Annotated in this window: 21 protein-coding genes; 8 read left to right on the top strand and 13 right to left on the bottom strand. The window is 69.4% G+C overall.

From position 1 onward, the window contains the following. Positions 1-34: 34 nt before the first annotated feature. The 6 genes from ACSHWB_RS21515 to ACSHWB_RS21490 all read right to left on the bottom strand — a co-directional run bounded on the left by ACSHWB_RS21515 (position 35) and on the right by ACSHWB_RS21490 (position 6586). Positions 35-469 (bottom strand): universal stress protein, encoded by a 435-nt coding sequence (locus tag ACSHWB_RS21515; protein WP_439663790.1) that lies wholly within the window; start codon positions 467-469, stop codon positions 35-37. Between the two features lie 2 nt (positions 470-471). Further along, on the bottom strand, positions 472-1713 hold the full coding sequence (locus ACSHWB_RS21510) for an SLC13 family permease (protein WP_439663789.1): 1242 nt from the start codon (positions 1711-1713) through the stop codon (positions 472-474). 34 nt (positions 1714-1747) lie between these two features. Beyond that, positions 1748-2203, bottom strand: coding sequence for a (2Fe-2S)-binding protein (locus tag ACSHWB_RS21505; protein WP_439663788.1), 456 nt, complete (start codon positions 2201-2203; stop codon positions 1748-1750). A 13-nt stretch (positions 2204-2216) separates the two neighbouring features. After that, the gene (locus ACSHWB_RS21500) at positions 2217-4430 is read right to left on the bottom strand and encodes a molybdopterin cofactor-binding domain-containing protein (protein ID WP_439663787.1); all 2214 of its coding nucleotides are present in this window, start codon (positions 4428-4430) and stop codon (positions 2217-2219) included. Between the two features lie 120 nt (positions 4431-4550). After that, positions 4551-5006 (bottom strand): MarR family winged helix-turn-helix transcriptional regulator, encoded by a 456-nt coding sequence (locus ACSHWB_RS21495; RefSeq protein ID WP_439663786.1) that lies wholly within the window; start codon positions 5004-5006, stop codon positions 4551-4553. Next, positions 4988-6586, bottom strand: a complete 1599-nt coding sequence (locus ACSHWB_RS21490; protein WP_439663785.1) for an ABC-F family ATP-binding cassette domain-containing protein — start codon at positions 6584-6586, stop codon at positions 4988-4990. The genes ACSHWB_RS21495 and ACSHWB_RS21490 overlap by 19 nt, the downstream gene beginning before the upstream one ends. A gap of 140 nt (positions 6587-6726) precedes the next feature. On the opposite strand from ACSHWB_RS21490, the gene ACSHWB_RS21485 reads away from it, so the two are divergent. Together ACSHWB_RS21485 and ACSHWB_RS21480 are read left to right on the top strand one after the other, a co-directional pair. Beyond that, a complete protein-coding gene (locus tag ACSHWB_RS21485; RefSeq protein WP_439663784.1) occupies positions 6727-7431 on the top strand; it encodes a class I SAM-dependent methyltransferase in 705 nt (234 codons plus the stop codon). A gap of 125 nt (positions 7432-7556) precedes the next feature. Beyond that, on the top strand, positions 7557-8621 hold the full coding sequence (locus ACSHWB_RS21480; protein ID WP_439663783.1) for a sensor histidine kinase: 1065 nt from the start codon (positions 7557-7559) through the stop codon (positions 8619-8621). Here ACSHWB_RS21480 and ACSHWB_RS21475 read toward each other — a convergent pair whose 3' ends face one another. The 6 genes from ACSHWB_RS21475 to ACSHWB_RS21450 form a co-directional block, all read right to left on the bottom strand. Continuing rightward, the gene (locus tag ACSHWB_RS21475; RefSeq protein WP_439663782.1) at positions 8622-10157 is read right to left on the bottom strand and encodes a helix-turn-helix domain-containing protein; all 1536 of its coding nucleotides are present in this window, start codon (positions 10155-10157) and stop codon (positions 8622-8624) included. Then, a complete protein-coding gene (locus tag ACSHWB_RS21470; RefSeq protein ID WP_439663781.1) occupies positions 10154-11215 on the bottom strand; it encodes a DUF917 domain-containing protein in 1062 nt (353 codons plus the stop codon). The genes ACSHWB_RS21475 and ACSHWB_RS21470 overlap by 4 nt, the downstream gene beginning before the upstream one ends. A gap of 11 nt (positions 11216-11226) precedes the next feature. After that, a complete protein-coding gene (locus ACSHWB_RS21465; RefSeq protein WP_439663780.1) occupies positions 11227-12768 on the bottom strand; it encodes a hydantoinase/oxoprolinase N-terminal domain-containing protein in 1542 nt (513 codons plus the stop codon). Positions 12769-12777: 9 nt separating this feature from the next. After that, on the bottom strand, positions 12778-14028 hold the full coding sequence (locus ACSHWB_RS21460; protein ID WP_439663779.1) for a purine-cytosine permease family protein: 1251 nt from the start codon (positions 14026-14028) through the stop codon (positions 12778-12780). A 183-nt stretch (positions 14029-14211) separates the two neighbouring features. Then, positions 14212-14823, bottom strand: coding sequence for a hypothetical protein (locus tag ACSHWB_RS21455; RefSeq protein WP_439663778.1), 612 nt, complete (start codon positions 14821-14823; stop codon positions 14212-14214). Positions 14824-14906: 83 nt separating this feature from the next. Continuing rightward, on the bottom strand, positions 14907-15458 hold the full coding sequence (locus tag ACSHWB_RS21450) for a hypothetical protein (RefSeq protein ID WP_439663777.1): 552 nt from the start codon (positions 15456-15458) through the stop codon (positions 14907-14909). 57 nt (positions 15459-15515) lie between these two features. Here ACSHWB_RS21450 and ACSHWB_RS21445 point away from each other — a divergent pair, with 57 nt between their 5' ends. From ACSHWB_RS21445 to ACSHWB_RS21425, 5 genes are read left to right on the top strand one after another with little or no spacing between them, the layout of a single operon-like run. Then, positions 15516-15968, top strand: coding sequence for a YbaB/EbfC family nucleoid-associated protein (locus ACSHWB_RS21445; protein ID WP_439663776.1), 453 nt, complete (start codon positions 15516-15518; stop codon positions 15966-15968). Continuing rightward, complete coding sequence (locus tag ACSHWB_RS21440) at positions 15965-16270, top strand: hypothetical protein (RefSeq protein WP_439663775.1); 306 nt, start codon at positions 15965-15967, stop codon at positions 16268-16270. The genes ACSHWB_RS21445 and ACSHWB_RS21440 overlap by 4 nt, the downstream gene beginning before the upstream one ends. After that, the gene (locus tag ACSHWB_RS21435; RefSeq protein WP_439663774.1) at positions 16267-16755 is read left to right on the top strand and encodes a DUF6346 domain-containing protein; all 489 of its coding nucleotides are present in this window, start codon (positions 16267-16269) and stop codon (positions 16753-16755) included. The genes ACSHWB_RS21440 and ACSHWB_RS21435 overlap by 4 nt, the downstream gene beginning before the upstream one ends. Next, the gene (locus tag ACSHWB_RS21430) at positions 16752-18050 is read left to right on the top strand and encodes a WXG100 family type VII secretion target (protein ID WP_439663773.1); all 1299 of its coding nucleotides are present in this window, start codon (positions 16752-16754) and stop codon (positions 18048-18050) included. The genes ACSHWB_RS21435 and ACSHWB_RS21430 overlap by 4 nt, the downstream gene beginning before the upstream one ends. Beyond that, positions 18047-18487: a DUF6346 domain-containing protein gene (locus tag ACSHWB_RS21425; protein WP_439663772.1), complete on the top strand. Its 441-nt coding sequence runs from the start codon at positions 18047-18049 to the stop codon at positions 18485-18487. Before ACSHWB_RS21430 ends, ACSHWB_RS21425 begins: the two co-directional genes overlap by 4 nt. A gap of 63 nt (positions 18488-18550) precedes the next feature. Here the strand turns inward: ACSHWB_RS21425 and ACSHWB_RS21420 are convergent, their stop codons facing one another. After that, positions 18551-19465 (bottom strand): DUF5655 domain-containing protein, encoded by a 915-nt coding sequence (locus ACSHWB_RS21420; RefSeq protein ID WP_439663771.1) that lies wholly within the window; start codon positions 19463-19465, stop codon positions 18551-18553. Positions 19466-19587: 122 nt separating this feature from the next. Here ACSHWB_RS21420 and ACSHWB_RS21415 point away from each other — a divergent pair, with 122 nt between their 5' ends. Next, positions 19588-20634: a hypothetical protein gene (locus ACSHWB_RS21415; RefSeq protein ID WP_439663770.1), complete on the top strand. Its 1047-nt coding sequence runs from the start codon at positions 19588-19590 to the stop codon at positions 20632-20634. The last annotated feature ends 64 nt before the right edge of the window (positions 20635-20698 follow it).

Here is a 20698-nt window from a genome sequence, read left to right as displayed (position 1 = left end):
AAAAGTGCGTGCACGCAAGTTTGCGGGAACGCAGTTACGACGGCCAGACGAGCAGCACCGGACAGGGCGCGTGGTCGACGACGAACCGGGTCGCCGACCCGAGGCTGCGCGGGCCGGCGTGGCTGACGTCGCCGTCGCGGCAGAGGACCAGCAGTGACGCTTCCCGGGCAGCGGCAACGACTTCGTGCTCGACGCGCCCGGCACGGGCCTCCTTCGCACACGGAAGGCCCAAGCGTTCCGCGGCCGCGTCCAGGAGCTGCGCGGCATGGCCCGCGGCGAGGTCGTCCAAGCGCTTGCCGGGGTCGCGCGCGGGATGCCCGCGGCCGAACAGCCCGGCGAACGCCCCGTGCGCCGCTCCTGGCACGTCGTGGTCGCTGACGTGCAGCAACAGGAAGTCGCCGGAGTAGGCGCGAGCCGCGTCGACGCAGTCCTGCCAGGTGTCGTCGGCGATCCACACGACCACCGTCATGGTCATCCTCCGATCAGCCGCAGGGACGCCCACAGTGCCACGACGGCGCCGATCAGGGTGGCAGGCACGGCGAGCAGGCCGAGCTTCGTGAACTCCGGCAGGTTCACCTCGGTGTCGTGGTCGTGCACGATCCGCCGCCACAGCAACGTCGCGAGCGACCCGGCGTAGGTGAGGTTCGGGCCGAGGTTCACACCCAGCAGGACCGCCAGCACCACACCCGGCCCCATCGGCGCGACCAGCGGCAGCAGCACGAGCACCGCCGGCAGGTTGTTGATGACGTTGGCGAGCACGGCGGCGACCGCGGCCACGCCGAGCAACGCGAGCAGGCTGGTGCCGCCGGGGATGACGTTGCGCAGCAGGTCGTCGAGGCCGTTGTCGACCACCGCCCGCACCACGATCCCGAGGCCGAGCACGAACGCGAGGAACGGCAGCGAGACCGCCCGCACGATCTTGACCACCGAGGTCCGCCGCCGCACGAGCGCACGCACGGCCATGGCGAGCGCACCCGCACAGGCCGCCCACGCCGGGTCGATCCCGGTGGCCGACGCGACCACGAAGCCGAGCAGCGTCAACCCGACCGTGGCCAGCGCGAACACCGGCAGCTCCTGCGGCGCCTGCACCACGGGCGCGTGCGCGGGCGCGTCGAGGTCGGTGCGGAAGAACCGCCGGAACACCACGTACTCGGCCACGATCGCCACCACCCACGGCAACGCCATCAGCGCCGCGAACCGCGTGAAGCTCAGCCCGCTCGACGCGAACGCGAGCAGGTTCGTCAGGTTCGACACCGGCAGCAGCAGCGAGGCGCTGTTGGACAGATGTGTGCACGCGTAGACGTGCGGCTTCGGCCGGACGCCGAGCTGTGCGGCCGTCGCGAACACCACCGGCGTCAGCAGCACGACCGTCGCATCCAGACTCAGCACAGCGGTCGTCACCGAGGCCGTGACGAACACACCGCCCAGCAACGTGCGAGGTCTGCCGCCGGACGCCCGCGCCATCCAGTGACCGCAGGCCTGGAAGAGCCCGTCGTCGTCGCAGAGCTGCGCGAGCACGAGGATCGCGGCCAGGAACCCGATCACGGGCCCCAGCCGCTCCGCCTCGTCCACCACGTGCTCGAACGGCAACGCGCCGGCCAGCACGACGAGCACCGCCGCCGGCACCGCCACCGCGGCCTCCGGCCAGCCCCACGGCCGGACGACCGCGCACACCAGCACGGCGACCAGCAGCAACACGGACAGCGCCAGCACGGGATCCTCCTGCGCCGGCGGGGCCCGGCTCCAACTACATCTTCGCCGCCGCCGACTTTATGGCCTGCCGGATGCGGAAGTAGGTGCCACACCGGCAGACGTTCGCGATCCGGTCGATGTCCTCGTCCGAAATCTCCTTCTTCGTCCGGAGCAACGCCGCCGCGGCCATGATCTGGCCCGGCTGGCAGTAGCCGCACTGCGCGACGTCCTGCTCCAGCCACGCCTCCTGGACCGGGTGCAGGTCGTCACCGGACGCCAGCCCCTCGATCGTGGTCACCGACTGCCCGGCGCACTCGGCCACCGGCGTCACGCAGGGCTGGATCTCCGCACCGTTCAGATGGGACGTGCAGGCGCGGCAGACGCCGATGCCGCAGCCGAACTTCGGGCCGCGCACACCGAGCTTGTCGCGCAGCACCCAGAGCAGTGCCATGTCGGCGGGGGCCTCGACGGAGACCGGCTTCCCGTTGACGATCATGGTGTAGGTAGGCACAGGGGACGCTCCTTCAGCGCGGGAACGGCTCGAAGTCGACCGGGAAGATGATCGGGAAACTGCTCGGCACCACGCCGGTCGCCCGCGCGTAGGCGTTGGCGATCGCACCGACCGCCGCCGGCACGCCGAGCTCGCCCGCGCCACCCGGTTCGCCGGTCGCCGGCATCACGAAGATCCGCACGTCCCGCGGCACGTCCTTCTGACGCGCGTAGTGGAACTGCGAGAACGAACCCTCCAGCGGCAGGCCCTTGTCGATGTGCAGACCGGCGCGCAACGTCGTGGAGATGGCGTCGGTCAGGCCGCCGAGCATCTGCGCCTCGAGCCCGCGCGGGTTGATCGGGCGGCCGACGTCGACCGCGATCACGGCCTTGACCACGCGCGGGTTCTGCGGGTCGCGGGCGTCGATCTCGACCAGGCAGGCCGTGCACGACTTGTACTCGTCGTGGAACGCGACGCCCTGCGCGAACCCCTTGGGCATCGCGCGGCCCCACTCGCCCTCGGCCACGGCCTTGTTCAGCACGGCGCGCTGGCGGGCGGTCTTGAGGTACTCGCGGCGGAACGCGACTGGGTCCTTGCCCATCTTCTTCGCGAGCTGGTCGACCAGGACCTCTTCCGCACCACGGGTGTTGGCCGAGTAGACCGACCGCCACGAGCCGGTGTGCATGCGCAGCGGCACCTCGTTGAGCAGCGAGGTCACCACGCCGAAGTTGTAGGGCACCTTGCAGGTCGTGAGAAACACCGTCTGCGCGAACGACAGGTTGCCCGCGACCGGCAGCGACGCGGCGGTGGCGGTGAGGATCTCGCCCAGGCCGTGCCGGAAGTCGGTCTCGACCGAGGCCACCCGGTGCTCGAACGTCAGCACGTTGCCGAGTGCGAACGTCGCCCGCAGCTTGTGGTGGCTGGCGGCGCGGGCCCGGCCGTGGCGCATGTCGTCCTTGCGGTCCCACATGAGCTTCACCGGGCGCCGCAGGGCCTTCGAGATCTGCGCGGCCTCGATCGCGGCGTCGAAGAACAGCCTGCGCCCGAACGAGCCGCCGCCCTGCATGACGTGCACGGTCACCGCGGACTCGGGCAGTCCGATGGCGGCGGCGATGGTCTGCCGCGCCACGATCGGCGACTTCAGGCCGGCCCAGATCTCCGCCCTGTCGTCCCGGACGTCCGCGATCGCCGAGTTCGTCTCCATCGGAGCATGGCTGACGAACGCGAAGTCGAACTCCATGTCCACGTGCTGCGTCAGCAGTGGCGGCACCACGAACGGCAGCGTGGCCGCCCGCAGCTTCGCGCGGATCTCCTTGTCCGACAACGCGTCGATCGTGCCGGGGTTCCAGGTGACCTTCAGCGCGTCACGGGCGGCCATGGCCTGTCCGAACGTCTCGGCGACCACCGCGACGCCCGTGGGCACGACCCCGATCGCGAGCACACCCGGCATGGCCTTCGCCGCCGTGGAGTCGACCGACTTCACCGACCCGTTGATCGTCGGGGGCCGGCGCACGACCGTGGGCATGGCGCCCGGCACGTCCTGGTCGAGCGTGTACCGGAACTGGCCGGTGACCATCGCGCGGGCGTCGATGCGCGACTGCGGCGTGCCGATCAGCCGGTGTTCCGAGGCCGGTTTCGGTTGTGCCGCGAACACTCCGGTCAACTGCGCCGCGGCCGACGTCAGCAGCCCGTAGACGATCGGACGTCCGTCCGGCAGGATCACCGCGCCGTCTCTTGTGGACAGCCGGTCGACCGCGACGCCGTGCTGCTTCGCCGCCGCCGCGAGCAGCCTGGCCCGTGCGGCCGCCGCCGCCTGACGGACCGGGCCGTACACCGACCGCATCGTGTTCGAACCGCCCGTGAGCTGGTTCATCAGCAGCTCGGGCCGTGCGTCGGCGAGCGTGACGCGCACGTCGGCCAACGGCAGGTCGAGCTCCTCCGCGACGAGCATCGCGCAGGCGGTGGTGATGCCCTGACCGACCTCGGCGCGCGGCAGTTCGAGGGTGACGACGCCGTCCTCGCCGACGCTGAGCACGGCGAGCGCGCCCGCCGTCGGAGTGCCGGCCAGAATCAGGATGTCGCCGAGATCGAGGATCTCGGCCGGTTGCGGCAGTGTCGGGATGACGGCCTCGGCCGTACCGGGAACCGCGACGGTGAGCACCGGCGCGGCGACCAGGAACGTGAGGAACTGCCGCCGGCGAACGGGGACCCGGGCTTCGGGGACCGGGACTTCGTTGTCACAGGTCATGTACTCGTCAACGACATCTGGCGGACCGGGGTACGCCTGTCAGCCGAACGGGTGCAGGCCTGTCCGGCGCAGTGCCGCACCTGCGCCTTCGCCGAGGACGATTCGCCGTACCTGAGCCGACTAGGCGTCCGGAACGACCTGCAGCTTCAGCACCTTCTCCGCGCCGCCGGTCGAGACGAGGAGCCCGACCAGCGCGCGTTTGACCTCGTCGTTGCCGTGCACGCCGAGCTCACGCCGGAGCCGGCGGCTGTCCTCGACCAGCCGCTGACCCCGCGGGGTCAGCTGGGCGCGCCTGATCCTGCCGTCCACGCGGTCGGGCACGCGCTTGACGTAACCGAGGCGTTCCAGCTCCAGCAACTGCTTCGAGGCGGACTGCTGGGTCACGCCGAGCAGCTCGCCCAGCTCCCCCACCTTCGGCTCGCTCTCGACGAGGTGCTGGAGCACGTAGCCGTGCGACATCCGAACGCCCTTGTGCCCGAGCTCGTGCAACCGCTTGACGATCGCGTCGTTGGCGGAGCTGCCCGCGAGGTACGCGAGTGTCGCGAGGTCGATGTCCATCAGGTCCACATCCGGCATCCTGACATTGACAACTGCGGTTGTACACCGATGGTTGTGAACAGGAAACCTGTTGCTCCTCCTCGCCACCGCCGCCGCAGCGAACGGTCGTGCGACGCCACGACGACCGCGCCGGGGTAGTGCGCGAGCGCGGCCTCCAGTTCTTCCACCAGAGCGAGCGACAGGTGGTTCGTCGACTCGTCCAGCAGCAGCACGTCGGATTCCCCGCGCAGCAGCCGGGCGAGCGCGAGCCGCCGCCGTTGCCCGACCGACAGGGCACCCACCGGCGTCGCGAAGTCCTCCCTGCGCAACAACCCCAGCGCTTCGAGCTCGTCCGCACTGCCGCCGAACGCCCGCAGGACGGTCTGCTTCGGTTCGCGCACAACGGTTTCCTGCGGCAGGTACCCGACGACGCCGGTGCGGACGACCGTGCCGCGATCCGGTTCGAGCACCCCGGCCAGCACGTCGAGCAACGTCGACTTGCCGGCGCCGTTAGGCCCGGTCACCAGCACCCGTTGCCCGGCCATCACCTTCAGCTCGTCGACGCGCAACCGTTGGTCAACGCTGACCTCCTGGAGTTCGAGCACCACACCTTCACGCACCGCCGTGCCGCGCGGAACGTTGAGGCGCAACGGTTCCGGCGGCTTCGGCACCGGATCGGCCCGCAGCCGCTCCAGCCGTTCGGACGCGCTGCGCACCCGCGTCCTGATCGACGCCTGCACCCGGCGGCCGTCGCCGTTGTACTTGCACTTGTTGTGGTCGGGGATCGGCCGCCCCGGCGCGACGCGGTGCGCCGTCGTGCCACGCCACTCGGTCCAGTGCCCGATCTCGCCGACCCACTCCGCGTAGGCCTGCTCCCACCGCTGCCGCGCCGCCCGCTTCCCGGCGACGTAACCCGCGTAACCGTTGCCGTAGCGGGTGATCGACCGGTTCTCGACCTCGACGATCGCCGTGGTCACCCGTTCCAGCAGGAGCCGGTCGTGCGTCACCACGACCAGCGTCCCCTGGTGCCGCCGGAGCTCGTTCTCCAGCCAGCCGAGCGCCTCGTCGTCCAGGTGGTTGGTCGGTTCGTCGAGCAGCAGCAGCTCCGGCCCGGCCGACAGCACACCGGCGAGCGCGAGCCTGGCCCGCTGCCCGCCGGACAACGTGCCGAGCCTGCGTTCGCGGCCGATGTCCCCGATGCCCAGGACGGACATCGCGGCCTCCACCCGCGCGTCGGCTGAGTAGCCGTCGCGCAGCTCGAACGCCGTGAGCAGCTCACCGAGCTCGGTCAGCATCTCCTGCTCGCACGCGACCTCGATCCGCCGTTCCAGCGAGCGGATCTCGGCGAGGGCGGCGTCGATCGCGTCCCCGACCGTCGCCTCGAACGGCAGGCCGAGCACCTGCCCGAGGTAGCCGACCCCTTGCGCCACAACGGTGATCTCGCCGTCGTCGGGCACGTCCTGCCCGGCGATCAGCCGCAGCAGCGTCGACTTGCCGGAGCCGTTGTCCCCGACCACGCCGAGCTTCTCGCCCGGCCGGACCGTCAGGGAGACGTCTTCGAGCACGCGCTTGTACGCGTAGTTCCTGGTGATTTTCTTGATCGTCAACTGAGCTGACACGAGGGACCCCCACACGGCCGAAGGAAATCGGGCACGGATGCGTTGGAAGCGGGGTCAGCAGATCACCTAACTGATGTTGCCATACACCGTACGAGACGGCGAGCAGGATATACTCACAGGGCATCTACCTGGGGGTTTGAGTGCATCGGAACGTTCGCACGATCGACGACGTCATGACCCTGCTCGACGGTCTTTTCGCGCCGGAGGCAGACCGCTGGACCGCGCACGCGGGCGACTGGTGGGACGGCTTCTACGCGGACCGCTCGCGCGAGATCCCGTTCTTCGTGGCCAAGCCGGACGAGAACCTCGCCGCGCACGTGCGGAGCGGCCTGATCGAGCCGGGCCGCGCGCTCGACGTCGGCTGCGGACCCGGCCGCAACGCCATCTTCCTGGCGCGCAACGGTTTCCAGGTCGACGCCGTCGACATCTCGGCCACCGCGGTCACGTGGGCCGCGGAACGCGCCGAGGGCCTCGACATCCGGTTCCGGCACGGCGACGCGTTCGCGACCGAGGGCTCGTACGACCTGATCTACGACTCCGGCTGCTTCCACCACCTGCCACCGCACCGCCGCATCGGTTACCTGGCGCTGCTCGACCGCGTCCTCGTCCCCGGCGGCCACTTCGCCCTCACCTGCTTCACCGCGGAGGAGGGCACCGCCACCCCGGACGCGGACCTCTACCGGCAGTCCGGCCTGTCCGGCGGCGTCGGCTACACCCCGCAGGACCTCCGCTGGATCTTCCAGGACCTCACCGAGGTCGAGCTGCGCCGGATGACGGAGGAACCGCCCGACTCCCCGCTGTTCGGCAAACGTTTCCTGTGGACGGCGCTGTTCCGCAGGCAATAAGTGCAGCCAACGAACACACACGTCCGGCAGGCGGAAAAGTCGGGTGCCGCCACCTGCGAAAGTAGGGTCAACCCCCTGCTCCAGTAGGTGATCCAAGGCACAAAAGCGCCAGTATCGTCAGCCGCGTGACACGGGCAGGTGATCTGGCGCTGGTGCTGCTCGTGGCGGCACTGGGGGTCTCGCGCGAGTTCGTGCTGCCAGGACCGTCCCGGCTCGTGATCGCGCCGCTGGCCGTCTACCTCGCGATCCACCTGCTCTCGGCGGCCGCGCTGTGGTGGCGGCGCACGCATCCCGTGGCGTCCAGCCTGGTGGTCGCCCTCCTCGCCCTGCTCACCCCGACCTGCGCCTCGATCGCGTCCGCGTACTCCGTCGCCGCCCACGCCACGCGCCACCGCTGGCTCGTGTGGACACACCCCGTGACGTGGGCGATCGGCGCCGCGGCGTGGGCGGGCACCGGCCTCACCGGTCCCGGCGTGATCGTGATCGCCGGGTTCGCCGGCCTCTACGCCGGGGCGCGCCGCAGGCTCGGGCAGGCACTGGCCGAACGGGAGCTCGAACTGCTGGCCGAACGGGCCCGCGCCGACGAACGCACGAGGCTCGCCGCCGAGATGCACGACGTCGTCACGCACCGGCTGAACCTGATGGTGCTGCACGCCGGCGCGTTGCGGGTGACGGCGAAGGAGGTCGGTGTGCGCAAGGCCGCCGAGGAACTGCGCACCGCGGGCTGTCAGGCGCTGGCCGAGTTGCGCGACCTCGTCGGCGTGCTGCGCTCCGGTCGTGCCGCGCGCATCCCGGACGTGCTGCCGGACCGGCTCTCCCGCCTCGTCGCCGACTCCGCCGCCACCGGCCTGGAGATCACCCTGACCGAACACGGCGACGCGGACACCATCTCCCCCGCCATGCGCCGCACGATGTACCGGATCGTCCAGGAGTCGCTGACCAACGTGCACAAGCACGCTCCCGGCGCCCACACCGAGATCACCATCCACTGTGGACCGAGCAGCGTCCGCGCGGTCATCCGCAACACCAGGCCGCCGGCCACCCGCACCCTCGCGCTCCCCGCCTCCGGCAGCGGACTGCTCGGCCTGCGCGGCCGGGTCGAGATGGTCGGCGGCACCCTCACCGCGGGACCGACCGACGACGGCGGCTTCGAGGTGGACGCGGTCCTGCCCGCGTTCGTGCCGACCTGATCACTCGTCCGAGGCGCGCACCGCTCTGCACGCCAGGTGCACCGCCAGCCGTTCGTCCGGGTTCAGCAGACTGACCCCGAGCAACTGCTCGGCCCGGTTGATCCGCTGCGTCACGGTGTTGCGGTGGACCTTGAGCCGCACTGCCGCCGACGACGTCACCGACTCCTCGTCGAGGTAGATGGCGAGCGTGCGCAGCAGCTGCCCGTCCTCCACGCCTGTCAACGGTTCCAGCAGGCGCGCGGCCTGGTCGACCAGCGCCGGGGTCTCCGCCGCCATCGACAGCAACCGCCGCACGCCCAGTTCGTCGACGTGCACGACCTTCGCCGACCCGGTCATCGAGGCGGCCTCGCGCGCCTCCGCCAGCGTCCTGCCCACGCCGGAGACGCCGGGGTGCGGCCGTCCGATGCCGGCGACGAGCGGGCAGCCGCCCAGCACCTGCGCGATCTTCGTGGTCAGCTCGCGGTGCTGCGACTGCGGCGGCTCCGAGTCGTTGGTGAGCCAGAACGACCAGCCCTCCGCGCCCTCGACCAGCTGGCCGTGCAGGCCGCGCCGGGACAGCTCGACGCGCAGCCGTTCGGTGTTGGCGGTGTCGAGCAGGCTGGGCGTCGGCGAGCTCGGCACCGCGTAGACGCCGGTGTGCCAGCCGTCGAGCCGCCACCCAGCGAGCACGGCCTGCTGCACGAGCTGCGGCGGCACGTCGTCACCGCAGGCGAGCAGCTCGGACAGCAGCGAGCCGCGGGAACGGGCCCTGCGCTCGGTCTCGAGGCGTTCGGCGGCGACCCAGCTGCCCAGCGCCCACGAGGCGACCTGGCTGATCTGCAGGACGGTCTCGGCCCAGCGCTTGTTGCTGCCCGACGCGTGCGAGACGAGCCACAGGTGCACGTGCCCGGTCCGGTCGGTCTCCACCGGCACGGCCACGGCGAAGCCCTCCGCGAGCTCGACGGTCGCGGCGACGGAGCCGGCCAGCAGGTCGGGCGGCAGTCCCGGCGGGGAGACGCCCTCGATCGCGGTGCCGTCCGCGCTGATCACGGCGCACGTCACGTGCAGCTCGCCGGACAGGATCGTGATCACCGAACGCGGATCGGGCCTGCTGCGGCCCAGCCGCGCGGTGACGGCGTTGAGCAGCCTGGCCGCCGCGACCTCCGGCCGCCGCACCGCCGTCCGCAGCGCGTCCGCGACCAGCAGCGGGTCGTCCGCGCCCGCCTGCAGCAGCGGCACGCCGAGCCGGTTCGCGAACGAGATCGTCGCCGTGGACGGGGCCTGGTACGCGCCGGTCGACGGCCGCACCAGCACGACGGCCCGCACGTCCGCGCTGTAGGCCCGGCGCAGCGCCACCTCCACGAGGTACGGCTGGTGCCCGGTCAGGATCACCAGGTCGCCGGCCGAGCACGCCTCGACGGCCGTGATGTCCGCCGCCAGCCGCACGTCCGCGACCTCGGTGCCGATGCCGCGTTCGCCCGCCAGCAAGGTCGCGTCGCCGAGCACGCCGATCTCCAGGAGATCGCGCACGGTCAGGGAGTCCGCGTCGTCGATCACTCGGCGCCCCGGAACGGCACGTAGTCGAGGTCGTAGCCGAACGCCCTCGGGTCGACCCTGCCGAGCATCTCCCGGCACAACCAGGGCGCCGGTGATGGGAGCGCTACCACGTCCACGACCGCGCCGAACCCGAGCCGTTCGGCCGACAGCGGGTGGCCGGTCTCGGCGTCCAGGCAGCACAGCAGGTCGGGTGTCGTCACGAGCGCCTCGCCGTCCGCGAGCGCGATGAGGTACTCCCCCTGCATCTCCAGGCGCACATAGGCATCGTCGGCGTCCAGCCGCCGCAACGCCACCGTTCCGCGGGGGAAGTCGCCAACCGACTCGCGCCACACTTCGACGACTTTTCCCCGTGCCACGAGGAAACCGCCGGACAGCCTGGCCCGTTCGCTGACGGGAACCGTGTGCTGCGACCAGATCTCGCCGAGTTCGAGAGCCCGGGCGAGCGAGCCCGTTATGCCCGCTTTGACCGCGTCCGCGAGCTTCAGCGGTTTCGCGACCATCATCGCCCAGCCGCCGAAGTCGACCATGACCGTGCGGGCGAGTTTCTCGATGCCGGTCGAGTCGAGCACCGCGCGGTTGCCGCTGGGTTCGGTGATGGCCAACGGCGTCGTGGGCAGCCCGGCCGCGTCGTAGGTCGTCTGGTCGATCCGCGGGAACGCCCTCCCCATGCCGTCGACGTCGACGTAGGGCAGGCCCAGCCGCGAGGCCAGGATCAGCGGCAACAGGCCGTTGCACCCGCCGATCTCCCACCCGATGACGGCCGTCGCCCGCGTGGAGTCGTGCGCCTGCAACGCCTTCAGGGCCTCCTCTGCCTCCATGCCGGAGGGCAGTTTCTCGATCATCACGGTCGGTGCGCCGAGCAGCCCCACCCGTGCGCCGTAACCGCCGGGATCGGCCTCCCCCGGCGCCAGGACCGTGACCGGGCCGCTCTGCCGCATCTCGTGCCGCAGCATCGCGGCGAACGCGTGGGTCTCCTGCTCGCCGCCCCCGCCTCCGCTGCCGAGCATGACCACGCCCAGGGCGAGCTGGTCCACCTCGTCAGGCCCGAGCAGGTGCATGTCTCAGGACATTAGTGGCCGAGCAGCAGATCCCCCACCGCACGCGCCCGCACGCGGCTCGCGTTTCCCGGCAGGTACGCGAGCGGGATCTCCTCGATCTCGACGATCCGCACGCTGCCGGCGTCCGCGCCCGCCGCCACCGCCTTGTCCACGGCCTCCTGCCTGGCCGCGTCGAGCACCTCCTCGCGGCGGGCGGGTTCCATCGTGAACACCCGGTCGACCTCGCTGCCGACCTGCGCGATCGCGGCGCCGATGGCGTTGGCGAAGGCGTGGTGCGCGGGCCGGACGACGTCGCTGACGCCCTCGATCTCGTCCGGCACGAGGACACTGCCGCCGCCGACCAGCACGACGGGCAACGGCTTCGGGCTCGTGCGCATGCGGTCGACCCGCGCGGCGATCTGGTCGCGGACGTGGTCGAGTACCGACCGCACGAGCGTGCGGTCGAGGTGCCGCACCAGGGACGCGTCGCCGATGTCGGCGAGGCCCGCCGCGACCGCGACGTCCGTCGCCGTCAGCGTGTCGCCGCCGAAGACCAGCGCCTGCTGCGCCAACCGGAAGCCGACGCTGTCCGGGCCCACCTGGAGGTTCCCTTCGTGCCGCACGACGCTGCCTCCGCCGAGGCCGACCGAGCGGACGTCGGGCATCCGGAAGTTGGTGCGCACGCCGCTGATCAGCACCTCGGACGCGGCCTCGCGCGGGAAACCGTTGTGCAGCATGCCGATGTCGGTCGTGGTGCCGCCGACGTCGATCACCGCGCAGTCGTCCATTCCGGACAGGAACGCGCCGCCGCGCATGGAGTTCGTGGGCCCGGAGGAGAACGTGGCGACCGGGTAGCAGCGCGCGTACTCCAGGTCCATCAGCGTGCCGTCGTTCTGACTCAGGTAGAGCGGGGCTTTGATGCCTTGTGCCGTCAGGGATTCCGTGAGCCCGTCGGCGATCTGCTCGGCGAGCACGCGCAGGGCGGCGTTGATGATCGTCGCGTTCTCCCGCTCCAGCAGTCCGAGCCGCCCGATCTCGTGCGAGAAGCTCACCAGCAGGTCCGGCACCTCGGCCGTGAGGATCTCCGCCGCCATTCGTTCGAACTCGCTGCTGACCAAGGAGAACACCGACGAGATGGCGACCGACCGCACCCCTTTGCCGGCGATGTCGGCGGCCACGGCACGCAGTTCGGCCTCGTCGAGCGGCGAGATGACCCTGCCGTCGTACTCGTGGCCGCCGTGACAGAGGTAGGCGTGCCCGCCGATGGCCTCCCGCAGCTGCTCGGGCCAGTCCAGGAACGGCGGAAGTGCCGTGGTGGCGGGAAGTCCGAGCCGCACCGCCGCCGTCCGCGCGAGCCCGCGGCCCTCCACGACGGCGTTGACGAAGTGCGTGGTGCCGATCATGACCGCGGTGATCTCCGCCGGTTCGAACGCGTGTCGCAGCCCGCCGACCGCCTCGACGATCCCCGTCGTCACGTCGGCCGTGGTCGTCGCCTTGCACTCGGCCAGCACGCGCCGGCCCTCGACGAGAACGGCATCGGTGTTCGTGCCGCCGACGTCGATACCGATGTGCATGTCCACCCCTCAGGCGGCCGACGCTTCCCCGGCCACCTTACGGTTGGTGGCCCTGCGCGTGCGCATCCTCAGGAGATCCAGCCGCCCGGCGGAAACGTACAGCGCGAACGCGAGCACGAGAGAGTTCACACTGGACTGTCCGAACGGCAGCAGTTCTGCGAGAACGGCCGAGGCGGGCCAGATGACCACCGTCGCGGGCACCCACGAGGGCGCGGACCGCGGCACGTGCGGCCTGGTCGAGATGATCTCGTTGCGCCACCGCCGCACGACGAAGTACTCGGCGATCATGATCCCGGTGACCGGCGGGAACACCACGCCGAGCAACACCAGGAAGTGGCTGAACTGGTGCACGATGCCCGCCGCCGCGAGGAAGCTCCCCGCGCACCCGACGATGACGGTCACCTGCGCCCGGCTGATCCTGACCGCGAACACCGCGTCGAAGAAGTTCACGAGCCCGAGCGACGCCGAGTAGAGGTTCCAGTCGTTGATCTTCAACACGGCCGTGACCACGATCAGCGCGCCGATCCACCCACCGGACGCGCCGATGACGCCCATGACGTCCGCCGTGCCGAGCCCGTGCGCGATGACCACGCCGGTCAGCCCGATGACCCACTCGCCGAGCGTGATCCCCAGAACCGTCTGCTTGACGACGTCCCACTCGTTGCGGTTGAAGCGCGTCATGTCCGGCGCGATCGCCGCACCCACGACAAAACTGCCGGTGACCAGCGTAATAGCGGTCATCATCCCGATAGCGGGCCCCGGCGCCGCCCCGCTGAGAACAGCACCGACATCGTTGACGTTGCTCAGCACGAGATAGACCAGCAACAGCAGGAACGCGGGCACCGCCACGTACGACGTCCACGCCATCCACCGCACGCCATAGGCCGCGATAACGGTGACGAACACCCCGAAGAGCAACGACCACACCGCCGCCGGCAACACCCCCGCGACACCGGCGATCGCCGCCCCTGCCAGCCCCGTCTGCACCCCGAACCACCCGGTGCACGACAGGGCGATGATCAACCCGAGCATCGCAGACCCCGCATGCCCGAACCCGGTCCACCGACTGAGGATGGCCGTGGAAAGCCCTTCCCGCTGCCCGATGATCCCCACGGTGACCGCCACCGCGTTGAGCAGCACGGCCCCGATCGTCAGAGCGAGAAACGCGTCCCAGAACGTCATCCCGAAGCCAAGCGTCGCGCCCAGCAGCAACTGGCTCAGCGCGGTCGTCTGCCCGAAGCGCTGGGTCGCGACTGACAACCAAGGGTGCCGCGCCTGGTCAGGGACACGGCTGAGGGCCTGATCATCACGCCCGAGAAGAGCGGCCACGATCATCCTCCCGCCCTGTGATCGACAACCCGGACAGTAATAGCCCAGTCACGATCGAGCTACAGACAATGTGCACAGTCGGATGAATCACCACGTTGCGATACGCACAGCCACCTAATTCATCGCAAGGGCAATACGTCGGCGCGCCACCAGCCGAGTCTGGTGCACGTCCATGCTCACGCCAAGCCCGGGCCGCCGCTCGAACCGGTCGTAGCTGCGGCTGAGCAGCCAATGAGCCGCCACCGGGGTGATCAGCTCCAACCGCATCTCGTCCCGCAACCGAGCCAGCGCCTCCCCCACCTGCCGCGTCAGAAACGCGTGCCGAGTGAGACTCCCACTGATTTCATCGATCATGAAAACCATGGCATGAGGCGCATCGCCGTACGAATAACTGCACAGCAGTGCCAGATATCCCGCGTCGATGGACCGGTCCCCGATCCAGCACTCCCCGAATGTGAGCGCTCCCAGATCCCACCGAGGCGCTTCCTGATACCGCGCGGCCTCCTGCGCCCACACCCCAGGCCGTCCAGGAAGCAGATGCCCAAGGGCAGTGAGGAGCGCGGCACTACGTCGGCTCGGCACCTCCCGCAGGTGCCCGACGACGACCTCCCACAACTCCTCGTTGTCGGCGAAGGCCCCGGCGAACGCGCTGACCTGGAGCTCGACCTCCAGCGGATCGGTCAGCTGCGGCAGCGGGCGCCCGGCGTCCACCACCGCCTGCTGCATGGGGGTCAGCCTCGTCCGCATGGCGGGAGATTAGGCCGATCGGCGCAACGCAGCCCTTTCGTGGCTCAACGCCACCACGTGGATCACCCCATCGTGATCACGGCACGCAGCCCGTCCACGAGCAGGTCGCCCGGTATCTCGAACTGAACCCCGCCCTGCGCGGTCACCAGCACGGTGACCGGCTGCTCCAGCGCGTCCACCACCACTGCCAGCTCAACTCCGCTGAACCGGTGCCAGTGCGGTGGCCAGTCACGCGGCCGCGCTCGTTCCGACGCGAAGACATCCACGACGTCCTTGCGCAGGACGAGGTGCTTTCTCGGTTCGCGAGCGGGATCGGCGGGCAGCACGAGTTCGGCGGCCAGCACCGCGTCGACCAGTTCAGCCTTGTCCGCATACCCGCGCTGTACGAGGTACATCAACGACTCGAGGTCGTTCTCGAAACTGATTTCACGCGCCTGATATCGGGGATTGTGCACGTACTGATCAGTGATCTCTCCGCGTGCGTCCACGAGGTAACGCCCGATCACCGCCTCGGTGGAGACGCCGTCGTGGCCTGGATCGGTCACGTGCAACCAACTGTTGGGCGCGCGACGAGCGCGTTCCCGCATCTCCCGAGTGATGAGCGGCTTCACCATGCACGCATTGTGCCGAACCGTGCGCGGAGAGTTCGTCTCAATGAGAACATTTCGCCCATGACCGATCCGCACCAGTTCCTCGCGAACTTCGAGGGGCGTCTTCAGCAGGCACAGGAACAGGCGAACGCCATCAAGGCGGCGTTCCGCGAGTCCCGCACCGAAGCCCAGAGCCCGGACGGCGCGGTCCTCGTCACCGTGGGCTCTGGCGGCCGGATCGAGTCGCTCCAACTCACCCCGCGTGCCGACGACCTGGGCCACACCGCGCTGGGCCGCTCCATCATGGACACCATCCGCCGAGCCCAGGTCGAGGCCGCCCGCAAGATCGAGGACACGATGCGCCCGATCCTCGGCGACGGCGAGGGCATGGCGTTCCTGCGCGAACAGGTGGAGCAGGGCATCGCCGTGATCGACCCGGCCGGCACCGTGGCCGAACCGCCACCCGCCCCAGGCCGTCCCGCACCACCTCGGGGCGATGACGACGACTTCGGCGGGAACTCGGTGCTGCGATGACCGGTTTCGCGGCGCAGTCCGAGGCCGTCGCGGCCCACGGCAAGCAGATCGTCGGCGGGCTCTCCCCGTCCCTGCGGGAGGTCGCCTCCGCCTCCCAGGTGAGCCTGGGGCCCACCGTGATGGGTGAGCTGTGCCAGGTGTGGTCGTTCATCTTCAACGACGAGCTGGACAAGGCGAAACTGCTGCTCGCCGAGCTGCCCAAGGCGTTCGAGGCCACCGGCGACAGCCTCTGCTCCACCGCGGAGACCTACCAGCAGACCGAGGACGGCAACCGCGCCTCCATGCGGGGAGTGGACGGGTGACCAAGCGCATCGCGATGGCGACCGTCCTCTGGATCGTCGCCCTCTACCTCGCCCAAGCCGGACCCAGGTTCTTCGGTGGTGAGGTCGGTTCCGGCGGAGAGACGAAGGGCTACGCCGAGGACATCTCCTGTTCGAGGAACTGGTGGGCTTTCGGAGTCCTCTGGTCCTGCGACGCCACCATCGTCGCCAACGACGGCAAGCGCTATCGCTACCACGACGGCGGTTCCGCGCTCACGCCCGCCGACGTCGGCCAACGCGTGCCGATGACCAACCACCGAGTGCGGACCAGCGGTTCTTCAGCCCCATCCCTGGAATGGGGAGTCACAGAACTGCGCGAGCCCGTCAAAGCACTCGCGGCCCTCTCCATCGTCGGCATACCGGGAATCGCGTTCATCATCACCGTCCGCATGTTCCGCAAGAGGAAACCCGAGGGCGCGGAAGAAACCGGACCCGCACCGACCCAGCACGAGGGAACGAACCGATGAGCAATCCACTGGTCGCCCAGAAGGAGCCCGAGAAGAAGTGGCTCGCCGGCGCCGGCTTCGCCGACACAGGCGAGGACCTGGTCAGGCCGTTCCTCGAAGGCAAGGACATCGACCCGGTCGCGCTCGGCATCGACGGTGCCGCGATGGTCCTTGATGTCGCCGGCCTGCTCACCGACCCGCTGGGCACGCTCGCCTCGTCCGTCGTCGGCTGGATCATCGAGAACGTCGGCTTCATCCGCGAGCCCTTCGACAAGCTCGCAGGCGACCCTCCCGCCATCGAGGCGGTAGGCAACACCTGGGAGAACATCGCCAAGCGCCTGAGCGAGGAGGCCACCGCCTACGAAAACCAGGCAAAGGCACTCGCGGACTGGACCGGCGACGCCGCCGACGCGTACCGGACCCGGTGCAGCAGCCTGGTAGCGCAACTGCAGGGCTCTTCCGCCGCGGCGTCCTCCGCCGCGAACAAGATCAAGGTGGCCGGCGCGATCGTCGCCGCCACCAGGGCGTTGATCCGCGACCTGCTGGCCGACCTAGCGGGAACCCTGCTGATGTGGGGCATCCCGGCCGCCGCGTCGGCCATCCCCACGGCCGGTGCCTCGATCGCCGCCTTCATCACGCGCGCCGTGACCAAGGCCGTCGAGATCGGCACCAAGATCGCGAGGTTCGTCGCCAAGCTGTTCAAGGCCCTGGACAAGCTCGGTTCCCTGGCGAAGAAGGCCGGCGAGGCGATGCGCAAGCAGGCCGACGACCTGGCCGCGCTGAGCAGGCAGATGCCGAACAGCCGCTACGGCAACCAGCGCGCGGCGGAACTGGCGTCCGACTCCGCGACGAGGGTCTCCCGGGCGGACACGCTCGACAACGTCGGTGAGGGACTCGGCAACGCGAGCAGGCGGATCCAGGACGGCGTCGACAACGCGATGAACAAGGTCGACGACATCGCCCAGCGCACGAGCCGGAAAGTCGACGACTGGGCGAACCGCGTGAAGGAGAACGGTCCCGCGCGCAAGCAGAAGGTCAAGGACTACTACGAGAAGATGAACCAACCGCCGCTCACCACGCGCAAAGAGCACATGGGCGACCCCGGCTCCGGGCTGGGCCGCGCAGCCGACCGCGTGGACGCGCCGTTGAGCAAGGGCCTGCTCGACGGCCAGAACTGGGTGCGAGCGGTGGCCAGCAAGGACATCAGCCACCTGTTGCCGAACTGGGGCGACCTGGTCCACCCGGCGAAGGAACTGTCGAAGGAGCTGAACAAGGCAGAAGGCGGCGGCCACAAGGACCCCGAGGCTGGACGATGACCAAGCCCATCGCCATCACCGCCGCCCTGTGGATCGTCGCGCTCTACACGGCCCAGGCGGGCACGCTGTTCTTCGACGGCGAGGCCGGCTCGGGTGGAGAACCGAAGGGCTACGCCGAGAACATCTCCTGCGCGCGGAACTGGTGGGCCTTCGGCGCCCTGTGGTCCTGCGACGCCACCATCCTGGCCGAGGACGGCAAGCGCTACCCGTACAGCAGCGACAACTCCGGGCTCACTCCCGCCGACATCGGCGAACGCGTACCGATGACCACCAACCGCGTGCGGTCCGGGAGGTCCTCGCAGGCAAGCACCGAGTGGGCACTCGCCGAGCGCAGGGAGCCCAACAAGGTCGCGTACATGCTGTGCCTCATGGGCATTCCGCTCGTCGCGCTCTTCGTGACGTTCCGCGTGTTCCGTGACAAGAAGCCTGTGACATGAAGAACTCGGAGCGGACGCGGCGACTGAATTCCGCCCAGCAGCGATGGTCAGGGCATCGCCGCGTCAGCTGGCGTCATAGCTCATGCGCAGGTACGGCTCAGCTTTGACCAGGTCCGTCGAGTTCGTGATCCGAAGCTCCAGATCACCGGTACCGAAGTGTCCGATGCTGCGCACATCCCTGGAAAAGCCCGACTCGAGGTCCACCGACTCCGGATTCACCTTGAGGTAGACCAGCAGGGCACGACTTCGTGGATGCACCTCGACGCAAGCGAAGTTCTTGAGCCGCTTGTAGGAGAAGTACAGCTTGCGGGTGGTCTTCTGGATGTCGTCACCGAACGCGAGCAGCCGCGCATCGAGGTCTGCGTACAGGTTCTTCAGTTCCTCCGGCGCTTTCGCCAGGTAGTCGGCCACGGTCGGCTCGACGGAGGACACCGGTTTCGCCGAACTCAGCCGTTGAGGCATCGGCGTGGTGGTGCTCACCGAGGTCAGCAACTCCAGGGCCAGCAGGTCACCGCCGAAATCGCGGTATCGAACGAGTTCGATGTTGTGGTTGTTCTGCCGAACGGCATGTTCGTCGTACCGCGTGAAGTCGCCAGCGACGCAAACCAACCTCGGGTTCGTCCAGTCGATCTGCTTCGCTGCTTCGGCACCGAGGCGGTCCATCACCAGCAACGTGAACTCGGCTTGGTGGTCGAGCAGCCAGTCCAGGTAGAACAAGCCTTGGTTGATCACGTTCTCGTCGCGCGAGCGTTTGTACTCGAATATCACCGGTGAGCCGGTCTCATCGACACCGAGGGAGTCGATCCGGCCGCGATGCTTCGGACCTGTCGAGTACTCGGAGTCGAGGAACGTGACCCCGAACAGGATCTCCATGTTCGATTCGATCGTTCGCTGCAAATGACGTTCCAGCGCAACAGAGCCGCTGGACAGTTCTTCTGCACGCCCTGCCGTGATTCGGAACAGCTTGAGGTCACTCATGCGCCACTCCGTCCGCTGGCTACGCAAGGCCCGACCAGCGCACATTAACATCAGCGTTGGGCACCGAACGAGATTCGCCGTTCGCCCGAACAAGCGATACATCCCGCTCTACCATTGCCCCAATGGATGATCACCGAGCGCAGCCTCACATCCTCCTGGCCCCGTGCTACGGCAACCAGAAGACCCGTCGCCGCTACCACCAGACGATCGAGGCCGGCGTCAACTTCGAGGCGAGCGAGTACGCCGAACTGCTCCAGCCAGCCGAACTGGCCGCCCTGCGCACCCTGCACCCGTCGGGAACCGCCCGCTTCTGGGGAGCGATCGCCACCCACGACCGGATGATGGACAGGCTCCGCACCGGCGACGTCGTGGTGTTCACCGGAGGCAACAGGGTGAAGGCGGCCGGCGAGATCGGCTACCTGTTCCGCAACCCACCGCTGGCAGACCTGCTGTGGGACCAGTTCGACGGCGACCGGAGTTTCGTCAACGTCTACAGCGTGCGGAACGTGCAGGTGATCGACCGCCCCCGGCAGGAGGTCTGGCGCAGTCTCGGGTTCGACGAGCGGGACAACGTCGCCGGGCAACGTCTCGTCACGGGCGAGCAGGTGACGAGGATGCTGTCCGAGCTCCGCGTCGTGCCGAGTCTGGAGGAGGCGCTCGCGAGCGCCCAGCTCGAAGCCGTCGACCGCGCGCTCACGACGGGATCACGGGTCATCCCCGTCGAGACCTTCCACACCGACTCCGTGTCGCTGCACATCACCGAACGGATCGCACACCACGAGCGGGTGGAAAGCCGGTTGGTCTCGCACTACCAGCAGTCCTGTCCGGACGTGGCGTTCACGAGCTTCCGCACGCACAACGGCAAACGCGCCGACCTCTACCGCGTGGAGCAGGACGAGGTCGAGATCCTCGAGGCCAAGAGCCTGGCCAGCCACGAGAAGGTGCGCGAAGCCGCGGGGCAGCTGCTCGACTACTCGGCCGAGAGCCCTCACCCGGTGACCCGCCTGAGCGCGCTGTTCCCGTTGCGGCCCGATCAGTACGGCATCGACTACCTGCACCGCCTCGGCATCGACTGCGTGTACCGGTCCGACAGCGGTGCGTTCGTTCGCGACGAGGCTCCGGAAGACCGTCGGAGGTACATGCGAACGGTGTGGCGCGGCGACAGCTAGTCCCGGGATCCCGGGGCGTCCGCCCTGTCACCCGAAAGCCCTACAACGCCAGCTACGGTGGCAC

The organism is Lentzea sp. HUAS TT2 (genome assembly GCF_051853195.1).
Classification (GTDB): domain Bacteria; phylum Actinomycetota; class Actinomycetes; order Mycobacteriales; family Pseudonocardiaceae; genus Lentzea.
This window is presented reverse-complemented; position numbering and strand designations above follow the sequence as displayed.

Bases quoted from the DNA above. Each gene is read 5' to 3' on its own strand.
- ACSHWB_RS21470 (WP_439663781.1), bottom strand. From the start codon at position 11,215: ATGCACCTGCTCGGGCCTGACGAGGTGGACCAGCTCGCCCTGGGCGTG.
- ACSHWB_RS21495 (WP_439663786.1), bottom strand. From the start codon at position 5,006: ATGCCGGATGTGGACCTGATGGACATCGACCTCGCGACACTCGCGTAC.
- ACSHWB_RS21415 (WP_439663770.1), top strand. From the start codon at position 19,588: ATGGATGATCACCGAGCGCAGCCTCACATCCTCCTGGCCCCGTGCTAC.
- ACSHWB_RS21465 (WP_439663780.1), bottom strand. From the start codon at position 12,768: ATGCACATCGGTATCGACGTCGGCGGCACGAACACCGATGCCGTTCTC.
- ACSHWB_RS21515 (WP_439663790.1), bottom strand. From the start codon at position 469: ATGACGGTGGTCGTGTGGATCGCCGACGACACCTGGCAGGACTGCGTC.
- ACSHWB_RS21445 (WP_439663776.1), top strand. From the start codon at position 15,516: ATGACCGATCCGCACCAGTTCCTCGCGAACTTCGAGGGGCGTCTTCAG.
- ACSHWB_RS21420 (WP_439663771.1), bottom strand. From the start codon at position 19,465: ATGAGTGACCTCAAGCTGTTCCGAATCACGGCAGGGCGTGCAGAAGAA.
- ACSHWB_RS21455 (WP_439663778.1), bottom strand. From the start codon at position 14,823: ATGCAGCAGGCGGTGGTGGACGCCGGGCGCCCGCTGCCGCAGCTGACC.
- ACSHWB_RS21450 (WP_439663777.1), bottom strand. From the start codon at position 15,458: ATGGTGAAGCCGCTCATCACTCGGGAGATGCGGGAACGCGCTCGTCGC.
- ACSHWB_RS21500 (WP_439663787.1), bottom strand. From the start codon at position 4,430: ATGACCTGTGACAACGAAGTCCCGGTCCCCGAAGCCCGGGTCCCCGTT.
- ACSHWB_RS21430 (WP_439663773.1), top strand. From the start codon at position 16,752: ATGAGCAATCCACTGGTCGCCCAGAAGGAGCCCGAGAAGAAGTGGCTC.
- ACSHWB_RS21440 (WP_439663775.1), top strand. From the start codon at position 15,965: ATGACCGGTTTCGCGGCGCAGTCCGAGGCCGTCGCGGCCCACGGCAAG.
- ACSHWB_RS21425 (WP_439663772.1), top strand. From the start codon at position 18,047: ATGACCAAGCCCATCGCCATCACCGCCGCCCTGTGGATCGTCGCGCTC.